Below are 19,113 nucleotides of genomic sequence, written 5' to 3' on the forward strand. Positions count from 1 at the left end.
AGGGCGATTCCGGGCATGGCGGTCAGCGTTCCGGACGAGACCCACAGTGGCCGCCATCGAATCGGAACGCTGACCGCCATGCGTCCGGAATGCTGACCGCCATCAAATCGGAAAGGTGGCCGGCTTGGGCCGGTGCGCGCAATGTACGCGCCGGAGCAAAAATGTACCCCTGAAGCGGCCGAATTCCTCGGTCGCGCCGGTGCAAAAGTGTACCGGCCAAACCGCCCTCATCTACGCTGGAGGATTCCAGAACGGACGGGGGTCGGAGGGTGTACAGCGTGGAAATATATCAACGCGTGCGACGTGCGTGTCACGTCGAGGGCATGAGTGTTCGCGAAGCCGCCCGGCAGTTCGGGCTGCATCGTAAGACCGTCAAGAAGATTCTGCAGTTCTCCCTTCCGCCGGGCTATCAGCGTTCTCGACCGGTTCGGTCGCCCAAGCTCGGCGGATTCACCGCGATCATCGACGCCATCCCGGCCGACGATAAACAGCGTCCGAAGAAACAACACCACAGCGCCAAGCGCATCCGCGTGCCGACGAATCCTCGATAAAGAGTACCGATTCTGTTCGAGGGCCGGATGCCGGTCCGATAACGAGATAGCCGGTTACACGGAATTTTTTACACCCTCCGATTTAGGCGTGCCGGTTTCAGGAACTGATCACGCGTTGGATTTCGCTGTGCTCAACCCGACCTACCACTGTCACGTTTATTAAGGTGCATCGTCATGACGTCGACAGCACGATCAACAATGAAACGTGCTGCTTGGATCGGTTCGCCGAGCGGCGTAGAGTTGATCGGTTAAAGCGGAACTTGTGTGACGTCAGGGATGGTCTCCGTGTCGCGCGTCGCGTTCCTGTATTTACACTTCGTCCCGTCTTAGCAAGGCGAAGGTCGGTAGATCTCAGTGTTAGCGGTACGGTTTCGTGAGGTAAATAGTCATGCGCAATATTCTTACAGTTTGTGTTTTTTGTTCTTCGGTCGGTGTCGCTGCAACATCCGTCGCAGGCGAGACGGCAAATGGACTGTCCATAAACGGCATTACTTACAACGGCACCAATTGGAACGGCACGAGTCTTCAGCCCGTGCCCTCTACTGCAGCTGCCATCAGCGACGAAACGCCAGTTTAGAGACAAAAGAGCGCGGTGGCTGAAGGCAGCACCGGGTTCACGCTCGAACGCGCAGAAGTTGTGGGAGGGCAGCTTTTTCGAGAGATGTTTTACCGGAGGAGGTTCGCCCAGCGATCACGATAAGCGAAGTGGGCTCCAACCCACCCGTTATGACATCTAAGCCAGTAAATCCGGTGGATGGCCCAGGAATACACTGTTCAGTGCGTACACGTTTATCTAGGTCTTCGATAAACTCCATAACGGAGTTGTAAAAGGCTCGGGGCTGGGATCCTCGGGTTCGGCGCTATTGCTGTCACCGTTGGAAATCATTCAACCCCCTGTCCATGATCCCAAGCTATTTAGCGGCCATCTCGGTTTCAGAAAACTAAGCTGCCTTCACCACTGTCCGGATGTCCACATGGAGCGTCTTTTTAAGCGCCACCAAAATGGCCGACAAATTCTCCATCGTGGGGTTGCCGGACTTGGAGAGCATGCGGTGCAGGCTCTTGCTTGATTTGTGAATCTTCTTAGAAAGTGCTTCAAATCCCACTGTGGCGTTTACGAGGTCACGTAGGATGAGCTTTGCTGTTTCCGGCTCACCGTTGAGAAAAAGCGTGAGCGCTTCATCGAGAAGCGCCTGCGCGAACGCTGGATCGCGATTCGCACGCGCGACCACCGATTCTTTAAAATCTCGGGTCAGTGCCATATATCACCTCGGTTTCGTTTCCTTCACTTTCCGTCGCTTGTAATCTTCCCAAAGCGCAATAGCGCGCTCGATATCTTTCTGCTGCCCCTTCTTTGTGCCGCCACCCAACAGAACGATTATCTTGAGACCATCCTTCGCTAGGTAGATCCGATAGCCAGGCCCCCAATCAATTCGATACTCGCCGATTCCGCGAAACCATTTCATGTTCGACAGATTGCCTTGTGCCATGCGCAGGTTGGCGACCGTCACCTTGGCAGCTGCCGCGGCATCCAGTCTTCCGAACCATTCAGCATACGGGCTCGTTCCGTCTTCGCGGAGAAGCTCGAGGACTTGAAAGGTCATAAATTTATAGTAACTTATATGTTACTTTTATTCAAGCGCAATGAACTCCTCAGTTGCGCTACTCCACATCTTTTCTAACTGTGCCGTAGACACGCAGCCTCTCTATGCCTAACACCGACCGACTAGGAGGGCACCATGTCAAAAAACTCGCACGCCCGGCATCACGGATGGTTCTTTTTGCGATAAACACCGGACTGCGGGATAGCTGCGTGTGCGGATTAATGTGGCAGTGGGAAATTGCCGTACCGGAAGTCGGCAGAAGCGTATTCGTGATACCACGAGAAGCGTTCAAGTCCAACCGATCGCACGTAGTGATACTGAACGACGTGGCATGGTCGATCGTGCGGACCCATCGCGGAAAGCATCCGATCTGGGTGTTTCCGTACCATGGGCGGCGAGTTAATCACATGAACAATACCGCGTGGAAGCTCATGCGCGCACACACGGGCTTACATGCCGTTCGCATCCATGACTTTCGCCATACGTTTGCCACCCGCCTGCGCGCCGCCGGCGTATCGGCGGAAGATAGGAATGCGCTGCTTGGGCATTCGAACAACTCCATGGCGGATCACTACGCCAGTGTCGATATCGGACATCTGTTGATGCAGGCGAATCGGATTTTGAATCGAGCGGCAACACGTACGGTGTTACGTGTCGCTAATGGCTAGTCGGACGAGCTGTGGATAAAGGGTCCCGCAGGCAGAAATTATGAATTTCTGTGGGTTGTAAGTCATTGAAAGTGGTGGGCCGTGCGTGAATCGAACACGCGACAAACTGGTTAAAAGCCAGCTGCTCTACCGACTGAGCTAACGGCCCATAGGGGATGGGCAACAAAAAGAGCGCGGATTATCCAGGGGGCATTAAGGGCTGTCAAACGGTAATCCTTTGCCTTTCGACAGGCGCGGGGCCCGTTTATGGCATTACCTCCGTGGAGTGCCAAAAAACCGCGATAATAGCGGCAAAAACAGCATCAGTGCCGAGCCGCCGCGCACCACAACACCTCCCTTCTTTGGGCCGGCAACTCATTGACTATTCCTCTCGATAAAAGAGCTCAGAGTACATGCCAGCGGGCCTGCCCCTCTTACTCCTCCTTCCAATACATTCGTTTTAAGGAAAACTACTCAGCGAAAAGCAATAGAAACTTAGCGGTCAAGTCGCGAACATCAAGTACATCAGTATCAAGCGTGCCGCGTCCTGCCCTTAAAATTTTCTCCTTAACCAGCGGGTAACTTTAGTCAAGACCAGCACTACTGGCCCTTTTTTTCGCCTCCCTTAAGGAAACCACTAACGCAAAAAAGGCAGCGGTCTCGCAACACGTGTCGATCAAACTATGTCAAGGCACGATCGTTCTAAGGCGTTTCCTTAAGGAAAGGCACTGAGCGAAATCAGGCTATAGCTGTTGTAGCATCGCGACGCTCTGACTCATCAATACAACTGCCCTTCTCGTTGATGAGGTATCAATTTTTCCGTCCACAGTCTGTGCCATTACATGGAGGTCGTTTGTTATGCCAAAAATATTAAGAACGTCTAGGGGGGTTGGGACTACCGCGCTACTTGCGGTGCTTGCGAGTCTACCGTCAGCTGCGTTCGCAAACCCATACATACAGTTCAATAACTTTATTCCGGGGATTGTCGAGGCGGAACGGTTTGAAGACGGCGGCGAAGGTGCCGCCTATCACGACCTCACTCCCACCAACGAACCGGGGGCCTTCCGTCCTGGCGGCGTCGATATCGAACAGACGTCGGATGTCGGAGGAGGTTATGACATCGGTTGGGTGAAACCCGGCGAATGGCTTAACTACAGCGTGATGGCTCACGTCGACGGGCGCTTTTCGATCGGTGTTCGGTATGCCGCGCAAGGAGACGGCGGCAAGATGCACATCGAGCTCGATGGCGTGAATATCACCGGCACACTCAATCTAACCGACACCGGCGGCTGGCAGAAATGGAAAACGTTGTGGGTTCACAATATTCCTATCACGACTTCTGCTAATTCCATGCGCCTCGTATTCGACAGCGGCAACACTCAAGGCTGGTTGGCGAATATTAATTACGTCGAGTTCCGTAATCCGAACGATCCGTATGTTCCCTATTCCGGCCACATACCTTTGGTTCCGGCCAGGGTACAAGCGGAAAACTTCACTCGAGGCGGCGAGGGCATCTCTTATCACGACAGCACGCGGAGAAACGAGCCGGGCCAATACCGCGTCAACGAAGGCGTGGATATCGAGCAGACAACCGACGCTGGTGGTGGTTACGACGTCGGCTGGGTGACTCCCGGTGAATGGCTACAGTACATCGTACGCCCGACTCGCTTTGGCTCTGTAACGGCCAAAATTCGTTACGCCGCCAAAGGCTTCGGTGGAATCATGCATATCGAGCAAGGCGGAGTTGACATAAGCGGCCCCATCCAGCTTCCAGACACCGGCGGCTGGCAGACATGGCGAACGGTGGAGACAAAACCGATGACCGGCCCGTGGGGTCCCATGCACCCTGACTACCCACACGAATTTCGTCTCGTCTTCGATAGCGGCAATCCAGAAGGTTGGCTCGCCAATATCAATTGGGTGCAATTTAATGACGCCCGTGACAGTTATCAAGGGGGTGATCACTTCCCTTATCTTCAAGGGCAGCACGAAGCGGAGCACTTCGACTGGGGCGGCGAAGGTGTTGCTTATCACGACACGACGGAAGCAAACGAGCCGGCCGGATTTCGAATCGCTGAAGGGCCGGATATCGAGTTCACGTCCGACGAGGGTGGCGGCTTCGATATCACTGGGATCAAACCTGGCGAGTGGCTGGAATACACCAAGCTCGTGTTTCCGACCAATAACTACGCCGGAATTTACACCTTCGAAATCCGCTACGCGTCCCTTGGCGACGGCGGCACCATGCATATTGAGTTCGATCGCGCCGACAAAACCGGGCCGATCCAGCTGACCAATACCGGCGGCTGGCAGACCTGGAAGACCATCACCATCCGCGACGTACACCTCCCCGCAGGTGCCGAAAAAATGAGGCTTGCGTTCGATCGCGGTAACACGCAGGGCCGGCTCGCCAACATCAATTGGGTGCGGATAACTGAACAATAGTGAAATTGCTTTGCGAAAGGCCAGCTGAATACTGGCCTTTCTTTTTTCGATCCGACAAGTACCCACAATATAAAGTGTGAGGAGTTTCCTTAAGGGAACCCACTAAGCGAAAAGCGGCGACAGTCGTTGTAATGTCGCGACGCTTGACGCGGGGACGCAACCGTCCTTCTTGTCCACGCGCCATTTTCACACCCTTCTCTTAAATTTTCCGTGGCACTCACATGGAGGTTATTGTCATGCCAGAGATTTCGAGAGCCGCCGGTCGAGTCGCGATTATCGCGCTACTTTTGACCGGCGTCCTTTCATCCACCGTTGCAATCGCTGCCCCTTATCTACGCCAACCCAATTACATTCCCGGGATTCTTCAAGCAGAACGATTCGATGAAGGTGGCGAAGGTGTCGCCTATCACGACAGCACGATCAAAAACGAACCCGGCCAATTTCGCGCAGAAAGCGTCGACATCGAGAAGACGGCGGATTGCGGTGGCGGTTACGACGTCGGCTGGGTAACGCCGGGTGAATGGTTGCAATACAGCGTGCGAATTGACGTCGACGGACAGTATGCGATCGGCGTGCGCTATGCCGCGAAAGGATACGGCGGGCAGATTCATATCGAAGCGGACGGTGCAAACGTCACCGGCCCAATTGATTTGCCGGATACCGGCGGCTGGCAAAGATGGCAGACGTTATGGGTGAATGACATTCCATTATCGCAATATAACCAGACGCTACGCGTCGTGTTCGATAAAGGCAGTGCCGAAGGTTGGCTAGCGAATTTCAACTTCATCGAAATTCGCAACCTGCACGATCCACAACCACCCTTCAGCGGCTACGCGCCACTGCTGCCCGCCAAGGTGCAAGCAGAAAAATTCGACAAAGGCGGCGAAGGCGTCGCCTATCACGACAGCACGCCGCAAAACGAGCCGGGTAAATATCGCGTCAAGGAGGGCGTCGATATCGAGCGCACCGCCGATAGCGGTGGCGGTTACGATGTCGGCTGGGTCACGCCCGGCGAATGGCTCGAATATACGTTACGCAACAATCGCAACGGCTTTATCACCGCGCAGATACGGTACGCGGCAAAAGGTCCGGGCGGAACGATGCACATCGAGCTCGACGATACCGACATCACCGGTCCCATTGAGTTAGCGGATACCGGCGGCTGGCAAACCTGGAAAACCGTCGAGGCCCGTTTGAATACCTTGTCACCGCTACACCCGGGCGGACTCATTACCCCGCGCCTGGTATTCGACAACGGCAACCCAGAAGGCTGGCTCGCCAATATCAACTTCGTGCAGATCAACAACGTGCGTGAAAATTATCCGGAGAATGAAAACACGCCCTACTTAGAAGCGCAGTTCGAGGCCGAGCATTTCGACTGGGGCGGCGAAGGCGTCGCCTATCACGATACGACCGAGGCGAACGAGCCGGGCGCATTCCGATCGTCCGAAGGCCCGGATATCGAAGTCACGCAAGATGAAGGTGGCGGCTTCGACGTCGGTTGGATCAAGCCCGGCGAGTGGTTGTTGTTCACGACGTACCACCCATTCGATGACGTTGAGCTTTATACCATCGAAGTCCGTTACGCCTGCCTTGGTGACGGCGGCACTATGCATATCGAATTCAATGGCGTTGATAAAACCGGACCCATCGAGCTGACGAACACCGGCAGTTGGAAAACATGGAAGACCATCACCATTCCAAACGTTCCGCTCGCCGTCGGTGCCGCCGACATGCGACTCGCTTTCGATCGCGGTAACGCGCAAGGCTTGTTGGCGAATATCAATTGGGTGCGGATAACCGGGCAACGATAAAAAATTTCGCGGCGCGTTAGCTCTTTCTTCGCCCGCCCTACTTACAGGGGAGAGCTGAAGATGGAAACGGTTGCAAGGATGGCTCATTGCGCCGATGTACCTCCTCACAAAGCAAAACCAATCTGCTTTGGCCACAAAAGGTGTGTGTACACGTGCGCAGTTTTGTATGCCGAGTCCACTCTCTGAGCAGCCCGTCTCTAGGTAATTATCCTTAGGCTAAATGTCTTAACAGCAAAGATGATTGATAGTTGTAGTTTGAATCCTGAGTATTCGCAGATAACGAAACATGACTCGAGTACTTAGCCTCGATTTCCGAAATAATACGGAGCAACAGAGTCAGCAATATTTACCGGACCGCTGGATAGCGGCCCGTTTTTTGATGATGCATTAACACCGGCAGTTGGCAAACATGGAGGTAGTTATGTACGAAGCTTCGCATATTAACTTACCCGACGATCAATCGGTCGCCCCCGAGCAATCAACAACCGTGCGACATCGCCGGCAATTACAATGGTAGTAAGCGGTTTCTTTTATAACGACAAAAAATTGATCACGCTTCAATATCCAGGCAGCAGATCCACCTACGTAACCGGCATTAACGACCATGGCACTATTGTCGGCTACGCGATTCTGTTCGACGAGTCGGTACAGGGCTTCATTGGGAAACCGCGCAAGGGCGACGGCGTCGAATGGTTTCACCAACGACGCAGCGTCCAAGCCGAACGCCGTGCATCATGACCAAACTGTAATAAATCAAAAGGCCAGCTCAACGCTGGCCTTTCTTTTTCTAAACAATCACAACAATTTTAATTTCACGTCACTGATACGGCGTCGGGTCCGGCACACCGGCGGCGGCAAAACCCTGCGCGCGTAGACGGCAGGAGTCGCACACGCCGCAAGCGCGCGCCGATACATCCGGGTTGTAGCACGAGAGCGTAAGCGCGAAGTTCACCCCTAACCGCGCACCGCTACGAATGATGTCGGCCTTGGGCAGGCTGACCAGCGGCGCACGCACGGCGATGCCGCGACCCTCGATGCCGGCACGGGTCGCAAGCGTCGCCATTTGTTGAAACGCTTGCAGATATTCCGGCCGGCAATCGGGGTAACCGGAATAATCGACGGCATTGGCGCCGATATAGATAGCCTCGGCATCGAGCACCTCGGCCCACGCCAACGCCAACGACAGAAAAATAGTATTGCGCGCCGGCACGTAGGTGACCGGAATACCGACACTCGGCGCATCGGGGACCGATATCGTCGGGTCGGTCAACGCCGAACCGCCGATCCACGACAAATCGAACCGCGCGACGCGATGCTCGACAGCACCGAGCGATTGCGCGGCGCGGCGCGCGGCGTCGAGCTCGAGGCGATGGCGTTGACCGTAATCGATTGTAAGCGCGAAACAGGCACCGACTTCCGCGCGGGCAATGGCCAAGGTCGTGGCGGAGTCGAGACCGCCGGACAACAGCACGACAGCACGACGATTGTCAGCGGCCACGTGCGTCACCCCAGAGTATCTTGTGCAACTGCAACTGCATCCGTACCGACAATCGATCGGCCAATATCCAATCGGCGAGGTCGCCTGGTTTGATTTGCCCGTACGATGGCGAGAACAATACTTCGCTGCGTTCGCTCAGATGATGCTGCTGTACCTGCGCGCGACTCCATTCGTAGTCGGCACGATCGCAAATGACGAACTTAACTTGGTCTTTGCGCTGCAACAGCGCGATATTGACGTAGCGATTGCGATCCTCTTCTTTCGAGCCCGGCGTTTTTAAATCCATGACGATGCTGACACGCGCATCGATGTCGGCGATGTCGAGCGCGCCGCTCGTTTCCAACGACACTTCGTAGCCCTGCGCCGCCAATTGCGCCAACAGCGGACGGCACGCGGGTTGCGCAAGCGGCTCGCCGCCGGTAACGGTCACGTATCGCGGTCCGTAGCTCGCGATTTGCGCCAGGATTTGGTCCAACGTCATCCACTCGCCGCCGTGAAAGGCGTACGCGGTATCGCAATATTGGCAACGCAACGGACACCCGGTGAGACGCACAAACACCGTCGGCAAGCCGACCGTACGCGCCTCGCCTTGTAGCGAGTAAAAAATTTCCGTGATACGCAACCGCGTATCGGCGGACGGCGCCGGTGAGTGGGTGGAATCAGCAGCGATCGTTGTCGTCATGGGTGTGCGCCGGGAGGTCGAAAACGGCGATTGATTATACCGGACTAGTGCGAGTTGCCGCTGCCATCGGCGAAGAAGTTAACGGCGGGAGCGCATTACCTACTAATTACCGACCCTCTTGGGTCAGCTTAGTGAGCCGAAGCTCGGCCGCTTTCGACGCGGTCGTATTGGGGTAGCGTTTGACCACGTCCTTCAGCGCCTCACGTGCCTTGCCATAAGCACCGAGCTCGTAATGCGTATACCCGATCTTGAGCAACGCATCGGCCGCCTTTGGGCTTTGCGGAAAATCGCTGACGACCTTACCGAAGCCATCGAGCGCGCCACGGAAGTCGCGCATGACGTAGGCGGTCTCGCCGACCCAGTACTGAGCGTTGGCGGTCAAGGGGCCTTGCGGGAAACGGCTGACATATTCGCGAAAGCTCTTACCGGCCTGCTCGTACATGCCTTGCTTCATCTGCGCAAATGCGGCGTCGTACTGCTGCTGCTCGGCAGCGCTTGGTGGGCTAGCCGGCGCCCGTGTCGCCGGCGGCGGTGTGCCGGCCACGGGTGCTGTCGGTTCCGATGTGTTTGCTGGATCGCTGCCGCGGCGTTCGAGCTCGCGCAAGCGCTTATCGAAATCGGTTAGCGAATCGCGATAACGAATCTTCAACCGATCGAGCTCATGCTCGGTCGTCTCCTGCTGATCGCGCATTTCACGCAGCTGCGTCTGCAACGCCTCGACCTCGGTATAGAGCTCGACCAGCTCTTGCCGTTGGGTGCGAGGCGGTGCCGCAGCCGGCGCCGGCACGTTATCGGCCGGCGCTGTCGGTGCTGGCGCCGGACGCCGATCCGGAAGATCGGCGGCGACAGCGGCACCAGCAACGACAATTGCGAACGTTAGGACAGCAACGCGTTGGCAGCGAAGCAAAAACATTTACTGATATATGAATTCCACGCGACGGTTGAACGCCCACGCTTGTTCGTCATGATCGGCGTTGAGCGGCTTTTCTTCGCCGAACGACACGACGTTAACGCGATTGCCGGTAACACCGAGCACACGCAGCAACTTCTCGACCGACTGCGCACGACGCTCGCCGAGCGCTAAGTTGTACTCGCGCGTTCCACGCTCGTCGCAATGGCCTTCGAGCTGAACCTTGACATTCGGGTTGGCAACGAGATAACGGCCATGGGCCTCGATGATCTTGCGCGCTTCTTCATCGAGCGTGCTGGAATCGAACGGGAAATGTACGCGCCACTCGGCCGGGCGCTCACTGCCGCCGGCCTGCGGAATCGATTCACCGACCGCTTCGTTCTGCGCTGGTGCAGAACCGGTATCGGCGCCGGAACCGGTGCTCCCGTCGGTGCCGTCCTGGCCCGGGGTGTCCGTCTTGGTACTGCTAGCGCAACCGCCGAGCCCGATCGCGGCCACCAATAAAACTACTAGTTCGAACTGTCGTTTCATGCTTCCTCCTAAAAATTGAAATTAACGGTTGTACGGTGACCATGCCGGCTCGCGGACGTCGGCCGTTTCGAGCCGAAAAGTTTGACGCACTCGACCGTCGATCGATACCGACGCGAGCGCCCCCTGCCCCCGGACTTCGGTAGCATACAGTATCATCCGGCCATTAGGCGCAAACGTTGGGGATTCGTCGAGCGGTGTGTCGGTCAAGACCTGCAGCGTCCGGTCGTCCAGGTTTAGGGTAGCAATATGAAACTTCCCTTGCACCCGGCTAACCAACGTCAGGCTGCGGCCGTCGACGGCATACGAGGGCCGCGCATTGTAATCGCCATCGAACGTCAGCCGCTGGACTTGACGACCGTCGGCGTTCATTCGGTAGATCTGCGGCCGGCCCGAGCGATCCGAGGTGAAAACGAGTTGGCGCCCGTCCGGCGACCACGACGGCTCGGTATCGATAGCCGGGTCGTTGGTCAGACGCGTCAGCTGTCGGGTGGCAAGGTCGAGCACGAAAATATCGGGATTGCCTTCCTTCGACAACTGCAGCGCCAACCGCCGACCATCCGGCGACCAGGCCGGCGCGCTGTTGATGCCTTTGAATTCGGCCAGCAACTCGCGCCGCTGATTGGCGACATTCTGCACGTAAACCTTCGAACGCTTATCCTCGAACGAGACATAAGCGATACGCTCGCCATCCGGCGCCCACGCCGGCGACATCAACGGCTCGGCCGAGCGAACGATGGAGATGGGATTGTAACCGTCGGAATCCGCCACCTGCAGCCGGTAGATCGACTTCTTCGGCCCGGCGTTCTCGCGCGTGATGTAGGCGATGCGCGTATTGAACGCGCCGGGTTCGCCGGTCAACTTTTCGTAGATGACGTCGGATATTTGATGACCGACGGTGCGCAGCATCGAGGCGTTGACGGTGTACTGCAAACCGGCAAGCTCTTTCTGCTTGAACACGTCGAACAACTGGAACCGCACTAGATAACGCCCGGGCCCAGCGGGCGCGACGCTACCAATGACTAACGCCTCAGCTTTGACAAAGCGCCAATCTTTATAGACAACTTCACGCTCTTCGATCGGACGCGAGGCGAACTCCTTGCGATCCAAGGTGGCGAACCGACCACTGCGTCCAAGATCGGCCTCGACCACATCCGACACGACCTGCGGCGGCGCGGTTAGACCGGCCCAACCGAATGGGACAATGGCGATCGGGATGCCGCTCTCTTCGCTCTTGGTGAGCTCAAGGGTAAGAATTGCATGCGCCGGCATCGAGCAAGCCAGCAGCAGCGCCATCGAAATTAAGACTCTAAATTTTTTCATCATAGTGGCGTTCTACCGGTTTTTTGGTTTAACCATTTTCAATTTAAACTCGCGAAATTCGTTAAAAACTTTCACGTCCGAAGACACGGGCAGCGGTGAGGACTTTTTGATCGCCGATTCGGCCGAACGATCAAACACGGGATTGCCACTGGATTCAACCACAGTGGCGTCGACGACTTCGCCGTCCGGCAACAATTGGATTCTCACCACACAACTTGTGCCTTCTGGCGTACCAAACGGAACGTTCCAGCTCGTATGAATTCGCTTCTTCATTAGTGCCTGATAGCGATCGACCTCGGTTCCTACGCGAGCGGCATCTTCCTCCTCGGCGCGCTCCTTCTCTTCCGCTTCAAGTTGCTGTTTGAGCGAATCTTCCGCCACCTTCTGCCGCGCCGTATCATCCTTCTTCTTCGCCTCGTCCTTGCGCCGCTTCTCGTCCTTTTCCTGCTTCGCTTTGAGGTCGGCCTGGCGTTTTCGTTCCGCTTCGGCCTTCTTGCTTTCCTCTTCCTTGCGTTTCTGCGCCTCGACGAGTTTCTTCTCGTCGAGCTTCTTTTGCTCCTCGAGTTTCTGCTGTTCGAGCTTCTGCTGCTCCTCTTTCTTGTGCTTCTCTTCCAGTTGATGGCGCTCTTCTTCTTGCTTGCGTTCTTGCTCGAGGCGTTCGCGTTCGACTTGTTGCTTGCGCTTCGTGTCCTCTTCAACCTTCTTTTGTTGGTCTTCGTGCGCCTGTTGGTGGATCTTCGGATCTTCGACCACGACTGCCTTGATCATCGCCGGCGGCGGCGTCGGTGCTTTGCTGAAGCGCACGCCGATTACGAGCACTGCGACCACCGCCGCGTGCACAAAGATGGCATAGACGACCGCGCTAAAACGGCCAGGAGTTCGATGAGACTGCTTGTCCACTGCGGCTTAGCGTTTCGTCGGTGGTTCGGTGATCAGGCCTACGCTCGGGGCACCGGCCGACTGTAGCAACGTCATCGCCTTTACCACTTCGCCGTAGTCGACACTGCGATCGCCGCGGATCAACACCGGCGTCTGCGGACGCGCATGCAACAGCGACGACACTTTGTGCCGAAGCTCATCCGCCGAGATCTGACGATCGTCTAAAAAGTAGTGGCCGTTGCGATCGACGGTGACGATCAAGCTTTCGTTGTCGGTCGAGTCGATCGGTTTCGATGACGCTTGCGGCAAATCGACTTTTACCCCCTGCTGCAATAACGGCGCGGTAATCATAAAGATGACAAGCAATACCAACATCACGTCGATGTACGGCACGACGTTGATCTCGCTCATTAAGGGTTTGCGCCGGCGGCGATACGACTCCATCGTCAACTCCGAGCAGCGAATGCCTGCCGATGCAGGATACTAGAGAATTCGTCCATGAAAATTTCGTAACGCGTCACCATCCGCTCGACATCGTGCGAAAAACGGTTGTAGGCGATCACCGCCGGAATCGCCGCGAATAAGCCGATGGCGGTTGCGATCAGCGCCTCGGCGATGCCGGGGGCGACGTGCCCGATCGTCGCTTGCTGAACCGTGCCGAGAGCGCGGAACGAATTCATGATGCCCCAGACCGTGCCGAACAGACCCACGTAAGGACTGGTCGAGCCGACGGTGGCGAGAAACGGCAAATGCATTTCCAAAAAATCGGTCTCGCGCGACAGCGCCACTCGCATCGCCCGCTGCACGCCTTCGAGGACTTCCGCCGGCTGAATATTGCCTTGCCCGTGCAACCGTTTGTATTCACGAAAGCCGACGACAAACAAGCTCTCCATCCCGGTCGGCGTCGTGTTCTTGGCGGCGAACTCGGCATGCATCTGCATCAGGCTGCCGCCGGACCAGAAGCGCTGTTCGAAGCGATCGGCCGTGCGCCGCGCCGCTTTCAGCGTCGCCCATTTACGGAAGATCATGACCCAAGAAATAAACGAGGCCAGCAACAGCATTCCCATAACCAACTGCACCGGCAAGCTGGCGTTGGCGATGAGCGACAACATGGCCAAGCCATCGTCAGAGGCAACAACATTCATTTAGTTCGCTCCATCAAGGCGCGCCGCCACAGCATCGGGCAGCGGACGCGGGGTAAAACTAGAAACGTCGAGACAGACGATGCGGATCTCGCCTTCGCATAACGGCTCATCGGCACGCCGAATTTGTTGCATGAGAGTAAAGCTAGCGCTACGACGCTTACTGAGCGTGACCGTTACGTTGACCAACTCGTTAAAGCGCGCCGGCCGCAGAAATTCGACATTGGCCGAACGCACGACGAAGAGCGCACCTTCACGCTGCGCTAATTCATCCAACTCGAAGCCGAGCGAACGCAGCCACTCCGTTCGTGCACGCTCCATAAATTTGAGATAGTTCGAATGATAAACTACGCCGCCGGCATCGGTGTCTTCGTAATAGACTCGGACCGGCAGTATAAACGCCGGCAATGTTATCGTTTTTAGGTCGAGCATCCTGTGCCGCTCACTAACCTTCGAATATGCCGCGCTGCAGCGGCTCGCTACCCGGCGGCGGCGTTAAACCAAAATGGCGCCATGCCGTCGCCGTTGCCAAGCGACCGCGCGGCGTGCGCATCAGGAAGCCCTGCTGAATCAAGAACGGCTCGATCACATCTTCCAACGTGCCGCGCTCTTCGCCGATAGCGGCGGCAAGGCTGTCGATACCGACCGGTCCGCCGCCAAATCTATCGAGCATCGCGCGCAATAATTTTCGGTCCATCACATCGAGACCGAGCGGATCTACCTCTAACATGCGCAACGCCCCTTCGACAACGTCAGCGGTCAGAATACCGTTGCCTTTGATCTCGGCGAAATCGCGCGCACGCCGCAATAATCGATTAGCAATGCGTGGCGTACCGCGCGAACGGCGAGCGATGGCGGCGATCGCTGCCGGCTCGCTCGGTACGCCGAGAATACCGGCGGAGCGAGTGACGATGCGCTCGAGCTCGGCGGCGGTATAGAACTCGAGCCGTAAAACGATGCCGAAACGATCGCGCAGCGGCGAGGTCAACAAACCGGCGCGCGTGGTCGCACCGACCAATGTGAACGGCGGCAAATCGAGCTTGATAGAGCGCGCCGCTGGCCCTTCGCCGATAACGATATCGAGCTGATAATCCTCCAACGCCGGATACAACACTTCTTCCACCACCGGGCTTAAGCGATGGATCTCGTCGATGAACAGCACGTCGTTGGCCTGCAAATTCGTCAACAGTGCCGCCAAATCGCCGGCGCGTTCCAGCACGGGACCCGAGGTTTGCCGCAGGCCGACGCCCATTTCGTGGGCGACGATGTGTGCCAGTGTGGTTTTGCCGAGGCCGGGCGGGCCGAACAGCAGCACATGATCCAACGCCTCGGCACGACCGCGGGCGGCCGCAATGAAGATATCGAGCTGACCGCGGATCGGCTCTTGGCCGACGTATTCCGCCAGCCGCGTCGGCCGCAGCCGATTCGCCTCGACAACTTCTTCGGGCACATCGACAGCGGTAGCGGATACTAGTCGGTCGGTCTCGATCATATATATAGATGTTGCCCTACTCTCCCTCTCCCTTCGGGAGAGAGATGGGGTGAGGGATGTTTAGTTCGCCTGTTGTAATAACAAAGCCAAGACAAGAGATAGCCCTTTTTGCAACGTGCTGCACCTGTTGCATCCCTCACCCTCATTCCCTCTCCCGGAGGGAGAGGGAGGCGAGTCGTTGCGCGCCCCGAAGCGCGCATTTTGTTCTATCGTGCCATGGCCCGGAGCGCCTGGCGAATAATTTCCTCAGTACTAAGCCCCTGATTAGCGAGACCGCGAACCGCGCGGGACGCCTCCGGTGCTTTGTATCCCAGCGCAATCAAGGCGCTAACCGCCTCGCCGACCGGATCGCGCGGCGCACCGGCGGCCGCATTAAAAGCCGCGTTTCCCGTAGGCTCACTGGGCAATTTATCGCGCAATTCGACGATCAACCGCTCGGCGGTCTTGCGGCCGATACCGGGGACCTGCGTTAAACGGGCAATATCGTTATCGGCGATGCAACGGGCCAACTCGTCTTCCGTCAAGCCGGACAGAATGGCCAGCGCTACCCGCGGGCCGACGCCGTTGATTTTGAGCAAGGCGCGAAATTGTCGCCGCTGCGATTCGCGCACGAAGCCGAACAACAGATGCGCATCCTCGCGCACTACCAAATGCGTATGCAGGGTCACCGGCTCGCCGATCGCCGGCAGATCGTAGAACGTGGTCATCGGCGCTTCGAGCTCGTAACCGACGCCGCCGACCTCGACCAATAGCGCCGGCGGTTCTTTACGAATGAGTGTACCGCGCAGACGGCCGATCATGCGGCACCGCCGACAACGCGACCGCGACGCAAGGCGAGCAAACCGGCAGCATGATGCGCATGGCAAATCGCGCAGGCCAATGCATCGGCCGCGTCTGCCGGCGGCGCGCGATTGAGATCGAGCAAGGTTTTCACCATATGTTGGACTTGTTCTTTAGCGGCGCCGCCACGACCGACAACGGCGCTCTTGATTTGCCGCGCCGAATATTCGCTGACATCGAGCCCGCCGTTAACGCCGGCGCAGATCGCAACGCCGCGCGCTTGCCCGAGCTTCAACGCCGAGTCGGCGTTGCGGGCGAGGAATACCTTTTCGGCGGCGAGCACGGTTGGCTGATAGGTCTCGATGATTTCGATCACGCCGTCGTAAATCGATTTCAAGCGGCCGGCCAGTTCGCCCGCCGGCGTGCGCACGCAGCCGCTGGCAATGTATTGCAGCTTGCCGTTGCGCAACACCTGCACCACGCCGAAGCCGGTAATGCGCGAACCGGGGTCGATACCTAATACTCGCATCAGCGCACCGACTCCCGCATCCCTTCAAACAAAAATGCCGACACTCCCCTCTCCCTCCGGGAGAGGGGTCGGGAGTGAGGGGAATTGACGCGGGGTGAACCTTCGCCTCCCTCACCCCATCCCTCTCCCGGGAGGAGAGGGGGAGTTGGTGCGCTGATGCGACTTATAAGAGCGCGCATCAACTGGCGTGCTGCGCCAACACGGTTTCTGGAAAATCGGCGTTGGTGTAGACGTTCTGCACATCGTCGAGATCCTCCAACACCTCAAGCAGCTTGAGCACGTGCTCGGCGTCATCGCCGTCGAGCGACACCGCCGTCGCCGGCCGCTCGATTATTTCGGCACCTTCCGGTTTTAAACCGACCTTGGCCAACGCGTCGCGTACGCCGTGCAGCGCCTCGAAGCCGGTCAGCACGGTGAGTGAGCCGTCGGCTTCGGTAACGACATCGTCGGCACCGGCATCGAGCGCGGCTTCCACGACCGCGTCTTCGTTGGTGCCGGGAGCATAACTGATGATGCCGACTTTCTTGAACAAGTAGGCGACCGAACCGTCCGTGCCGAGATTACCGCCGTATTTGGCGAAGGCATGGCGCACTTCACCGGCGGTGCGGTTGCGATTGTCGGTTTGGCAATCGACGATGACAGCGACACCGCTCGGCCCATAACCTTCATAGCGAACTTCTTCGTAGTGTGCGCCTTCGAGCTCACCGGTGCCGCGTTGGATGGCGCGCTCGATGTTGTCCTTCGGCATGTTTTGCCCAAGCGCCTTATCGATGGCATGGCGCAAACGCGCATTCATCGCCGGATCGCCGCCGCCCATGCGGGCGGCAACCATGATTTCACGAATAAATTTGGTAAAGGTTTTGCCGCGCTTGGCGTCCTGAGCGCCTTTGCGGATGCGAATGTTGGCCCATTTACTGTGTCCGGCCATGGGGACCTCGGTGTTAACAGGAACTCGATAACGGGGCAGTACCCGCGTTGGCAACCGAGTTTAGCATCCACCACTAGGCTTCCCCAACCGCTAAAAAGCCTTCTTCCAGCAACTCGTTTACCGCCTCACTGGCGTTCTCGGTCGTATCAAACAAGCCTACTACCATCTTGTTGCTCATGTTGATGCACAACTTTATTGACGTGCACGACGGTCTCGAGCGCGCTTGCGCACTTCCAACGTTTCTTCAATAGCGGGGACTGTGAGGGTTTGAACCGGGCGCACAGAAAAATCGCGAAAGCGGGCGCCCAGCAAATAAGAGACGTCGCCTTGTGGATGCAACGCGGCGCTCGGAATCAGTATGCGCCGCCCTTCGGGTAATAACACCGATGCCTGTGTTGATGATCGTGGATCGGATTCCAACGTAGCGCGCACGCCGTCGCTGTCGATCACAATAAGTTTCGCTGTCTTCATTAATGATGCCCTCGCTCACGGTTCGACGAAAGCGCTTCCGTTAGGTTCAGAGACGTAGAGGGATTCCCCATTACGTTGAGCATGCCGATGGGCGGCTGTTATGCTTCGGCTCGACCCTAAAAATTATGGAGCTATCTACATTATGAAGCGCTCGACACTGGCGTTTTGTCTCACCACTCTTCCGCTGGTAGCAACGGCGGCCGATGACATCGAGCACATCGATAACCTCAATCAAACACAATTTCGGCAAATCACCGAAGACCTCGGCGCGGCCTTGAGCTACAAGGCGATCGCACCGGCAGAAGCGCTCGGCGTCACCGGATTCGATCTTGGCTTCGAAACGAGCGCCACTCGGGTAGAAAACTCAGCGGCGTGGGAAGTCGCGACGGGCGACTCCGTCAGCACACTTTATGTGTCGCGATTACATTTGCACAAAGGATTGCCTCTGGGGATCGACGTGGGCGCCTTCATCGGTCAAGTCCCAGGTAGCAACGTAAGCTTCGCCGGCGCGGAGCTGCGCTACGCCATCATTAAGGGCGGCATCGCCACACCGGCAGTTGGCGCACGCGCGACGTATACGAAATTATCGGGGGTTAACCAACTCGATTTTTCGACGACCGGCGTTGAGCTCACGGTGTCGAAGGGCTTCGCCGTGTTTACGCCGTATGCAGGTATTGGCGAAGTCTGGGCCAGCGCCGATCCGCAGAACGTGGCAAACGTCACGTCAGAAGATGTCAGCCTGACGAAGTACTACGTCGGTACGAATATCAACGTCGCCGTCATCAACGTCGCCATCGAAGCCGATCGCACCGGCGATGCCACGAGTTACAGCGCAAAATTTGGCTGGCGGTTTTAATTAAACGCAGGGCGGGCAACTTATGGCCCGCCCT

Annotated in this window: 23 protein-coding genes and 1 tRNA gene; 6 read left to right on the forward strand and 18 right to left on the reverse strand. The window is 57.2% G+C overall.

Going from position 1 to position 19,113, the window contains the following annotated elements; translation table 11 throughout:
• Positions 1-278: 278 nt before the first annotated feature.
• Complete coding sequence (locus tag HY308_08300; GenBank protein MBI3898284.1) at positions 279-551, forward strand: sigma-70 family RNA polymerase sigma factor; 273 nt, start codon at positions 279-281, stop codon at positions 549-551.
• Positions 552-1,165: 614 nt separating this feature from the next.
• On the opposite strand, the gene HY308_08305 is transcribed toward HY308_08300, so the two are convergent.
• From HY308_08305 to HY308_08315, 3 genes are all read right to left on the reverse strand, one after another.
• A complete protein-coding gene (locus HY308_08305) occupies positions 1,166-1,366 on the reverse strand; it encodes a hypothetical protein (GenBank protein ID MBI3898285.1) in 201 nt (66 codons plus the stop codon).
• A 126-nt stretch (positions 1,367-1,492) separates the two neighbouring features.
• On the reverse strand, positions 1,493-1,813 hold the full coding sequence (locus HY308_08310; GenBank protein MBI3898286.1) for a transcriptional regulator: 321 nt from the start codon (positions 1,811-1,813) through the stop codon (positions 1,493-1,495).
• A gap of 3 nt (positions 1,814-1,816) precedes the next feature.
• Positions 1,817-2,155 carry a type II toxin-antitoxin system RelE/ParE family toxin gene (locus HY308_08315; protein MBI3898287.1) on the reverse strand — a complete coding sequence of 113 codons (339 nt, stop codon included), beginning with the start codon at positions 2,153-2,155 and terminating at the stop codon, positions 1,817-1,819.
• Positions 2,156-2,322: 167 nt separating this feature from the next.
• Here HY308_08315 and HY308_08320 point away from each other — a divergent pair, with 167 nt between their 5' ends.
• Positions 2,323-2,823 (forward strand): tyrosine-type recombinase/integrase, encoded by a 501-nt coding sequence (locus HY308_08320; protein ID MBI3898288.1) that lies wholly within the window; start codon positions 2,323-2,325, stop codon positions 2,821-2,823.
• 72 nt (positions 2,824-2,895) lie between these two features.
• Here HY308_08320 and HY308_08325 read toward each other — a convergent pair.
• Positions 2,896-2,971 (reverse strand) — tRNA-Lys (locus HY308_08325).
• Positions 2,972-3,714: 743 nt separating this feature from the next.
• On the opposite strand from HY308_08325, the gene HY308_08330 reads away from it, so the two are divergent.
• From HY308_08330 to HY308_08340, 3 genes are all read left to right on the forward strand, one after another.
• Positions 3,715-5,247 (forward strand): carbohydrate-binding protein, encoded by a 1,533-nt coding sequence (locus HY308_08330; GenBank protein MBI3898289.1) that lies wholly within the window; start codon positions 3,715-3,717, stop codon positions 5,245-5,247.
• A gap of 236 nt (positions 5,248-5,483) precedes the next feature.
• Positions 5,484-7,061 (forward strand): carbohydrate-binding protein, encoded by a 1,578-nt coding sequence (locus HY308_08335; protein ID MBI3898290.1) that lies wholly within the window; start codon positions 5,484-5,486, stop codon positions 7,059-7,061.
• A gap of 510 nt (positions 7,062-7,571) precedes the next feature.
• A complete protein-coding gene (locus HY308_08340) occupies positions 7,572-7,799 on the forward strand; it encodes a hypothetical protein (protein ID MBI3898291.1) in 228 nt (75 codons plus the stop codon).
• Between the two features lie 79 nt (positions 7,800-7,878).
• Here the strand turns inward: HY308_08340 and queC are convergent, their stop codons facing one another.
• The 14 genes from queC to HY308_08410 form a co-directional block, all read right to left on the reverse strand.
• Positions 7,879-8,568, reverse strand: coding sequence for a 7-cyano-7-deazaguanine synthase QueC (gene queC, locus HY308_08345; protein ID MBI3898292.1), 690 nt, complete (start codon positions 8,566-8,568; stop codon positions 7,879-7,881).
• Positions 8,549-9,241 carry a 7-carboxy-7-deazaguanine synthase QueE gene (gene queE, locus HY308_08350; GenBank protein ID MBI3898293.1) on the reverse strand — a complete coding sequence of 231 codons (693 nt, stop codon included), beginning with the start codon at positions 9,239-9,241 and terminating at the stop codon, positions 8,549-8,551. Before queE ends, queC begins: the two co-directional genes overlap by 20 nt.
• Positions 9,242-9,347: 106 nt before the next feature.
• The gene (gene ybgF / locus HY308_08355) at positions 9,348-10,154 is read right to left on the reverse strand and encodes a tol-pal system protein YbgF (protein ID MBI3898294.1); all 807 of its coding nucleotides are present in this window, start codon (positions 10,152-10,154) and stop codon (positions 9,348-9,350) included.
• Positions 10,155-10,682, reverse strand: coding sequence for a peptidoglycan-associated lipoprotein Pal (gene pal, locus HY308_08360; GenBank protein ID MBI3898295.1), 528 nt, complete (start codon positions 10,680-10,682; stop codon positions 10,155-10,157).
• A 21-nt stretch (positions 10,683-10,703) separates the two neighbouring features.
• Positions 10,704-12,005, reverse strand: a complete 1,302-nt coding sequence (gene tolB, locus HY308_08365; GenBank protein ID MBI3898296.1) for a Tol-Pal system beta propeller repeat protein TolB — start codon at positions 12,003-12,005, stop codon at positions 10,704-10,706.
• 9 nt (positions 12,006-12,014) lie between these two features.
• On the reverse strand, positions 12,015-12,770 hold the full coding sequence (gene tolA / locus HY308_08370) for a cell envelope integrity protein TolA (GenBank protein ID MBI3898297.1): 756 nt from the start codon (positions 12,768-12,770) through the stop codon (positions 12,015-12,017).
• 138 nt (positions 12,771-12,908) lie between these two features.
• A complete protein-coding gene (tolR, locus tag HY308_08375) occupies positions 12,909-13,325 on the reverse strand; it encodes a protein TolR (GenBank protein MBI3898298.1) in 417 nt (138 codons plus the stop codon).
• A 2-nt stretch (positions 13,326-13,327) separates the two neighbouring features.
• Complete coding sequence (tolQ, locus tag HY308_08380; protein MBI3898299.1) at positions 13,328-14,026, reverse strand: protein TolQ; 699 nt, start codon at positions 14,024-14,026, stop codon at positions 13,328-13,330.
• Positions 14,027-14,455 (reverse strand): tol-pal system-associated acyl-CoA thioesterase, encoded by a 429-nt coding sequence (ybgC, locus tag HY308_08385; protein ID MBI3898300.1) that lies wholly within the window; start codon positions 14,453-14,455, stop codon positions 14,027-14,029.
• A gap of 13 nt (positions 14,456-14,468) precedes the next feature.
• Positions 14,469-15,515, reverse strand: a complete 1,047-nt coding sequence (gene ruvB, locus HY308_08390; GenBank protein MBI3898301.1) for a Holliday junction branch migration DNA helicase RuvB — start codon at positions 15,513-15,515, stop codon at positions 14,469-14,471.
• Between the two features lie 206 nt (positions 15,516-15,721).
• Positions 15,722-16,315: a Holliday junction branch migration protein RuvA gene (gene ruvA / locus HY308_08395; protein ID MBI3898302.1), complete on the reverse strand. Its 594-nt coding sequence runs from the start codon at positions 16,313-16,315 to the stop codon at positions 15,722-15,724.
• On the reverse strand, positions 16,312-16,827 hold the full coding sequence (gene ruvC / locus HY308_08400) for a crossover junction endodeoxyribonuclease RuvC (protein MBI3898303.1): 516 nt from the start codon (positions 16,825-16,827) through the stop codon (positions 16,312-16,314). Before ruvC ends, ruvA begins: the two co-directional genes overlap by 4 nt.
• A gap of 175 nt (positions 16,828-17,002) precedes the next feature.
• Entirely contained in the window at positions 17,003-17,752 is a 750-nt protein-coding gene (locus tag HY308_08405; GenBank protein MBI3898304.1) for a YebC/PmpR family DNA-binding transcriptional regulator, read from the reverse strand.
• A 192-nt stretch (positions 17,753-17,944) separates the two neighbouring features.
• Entirely contained in the window at positions 17,945-18,223 is a 279-nt protein-coding gene (locus HY308_08410; protein ID MBI3898305.1) for a hypothetical protein, read from the reverse strand.
• Positions 18,224-18,365: 142 nt separating this feature from the next.
• Between HY308_08410 and HY308_08415 the strand changes: the two genes are divergently transcribed.
• Positions 18,366-19,079: a hypothetical protein gene (locus HY308_08415; protein ID MBI3898306.1), complete on the forward strand. Its 714-nt coding sequence runs from the start codon at positions 18,366-18,368 to the stop codon at positions 19,077-19,079.
• Positions 19,080-19,113 lie beyond the last annotated feature (34 nt).

The sequence above is a fragment of the Gammaproteobacteria bacterium genome, from assembly GCA_016199745.1.
In the GTDB taxonomy this organism is placed as follows: Bacteria; Pseudomonadota; Gammaproteobacteria; order Acidiferrobacterales; family Sulfurifustaceae; genus JACQFZ01.